Raw genomic sequence first — 401 nt, forward strand, 5'->3', positions numbered from 1 at the left:
CATTGGCATTCTCAAGATTTGAAATCTTTTATAAACGAACCTCATACTTTTATTTATGGCGAAAATCAAGGTTCTATATTGAACCTTACTGCCAACGCCGCTACAAAATCTCGAGAAGGAATTTTAGAGCTGGTAAAAGAATCGCCGGTTAAAATCATAAAAGAAATGCAGCATCTTTCTATGCCTGCGCATCACGATGTGAGAATAGAAGATGTGAATATGAAAAGATTGGGCGCAATGCTTTGGACAACTCACGAAAACAAACCAGAAGATTTTGAAGAATTACTGCTTTTAAAAGGAATGGGGCCAAGAGCTTTGCAGTCATTAGCATTAGTGAGCGAAATTATTTATGGAACTCCAACACGATTTGAAGATCCTGCTCGTTTTTCTTTTGCTCATGG

1 protein-coding gene is annotated in these 401 nt (G+C 37.7%); it reads left to right on the top strand.

What is annotated here, in order from left to right:
* The coding region (locus tag B3J44_RS21640) for a DUF763 domain-containing protein (RefSeq protein WP_286971365.1) at window positions 1-401 on the top strand (401 nt) is incomplete at both ends.

Origin of the sequence: Flavobacterium sp. UBA4854 (genome assembly GCF_002399805.1) — a bacterium.
GTDB lineage: Bacteria > Bacteroidota > Bacteroidia > Flavobacteriales > Flavobacteriaceae > Flavobacterium > Flavobacterium ginsengisoli.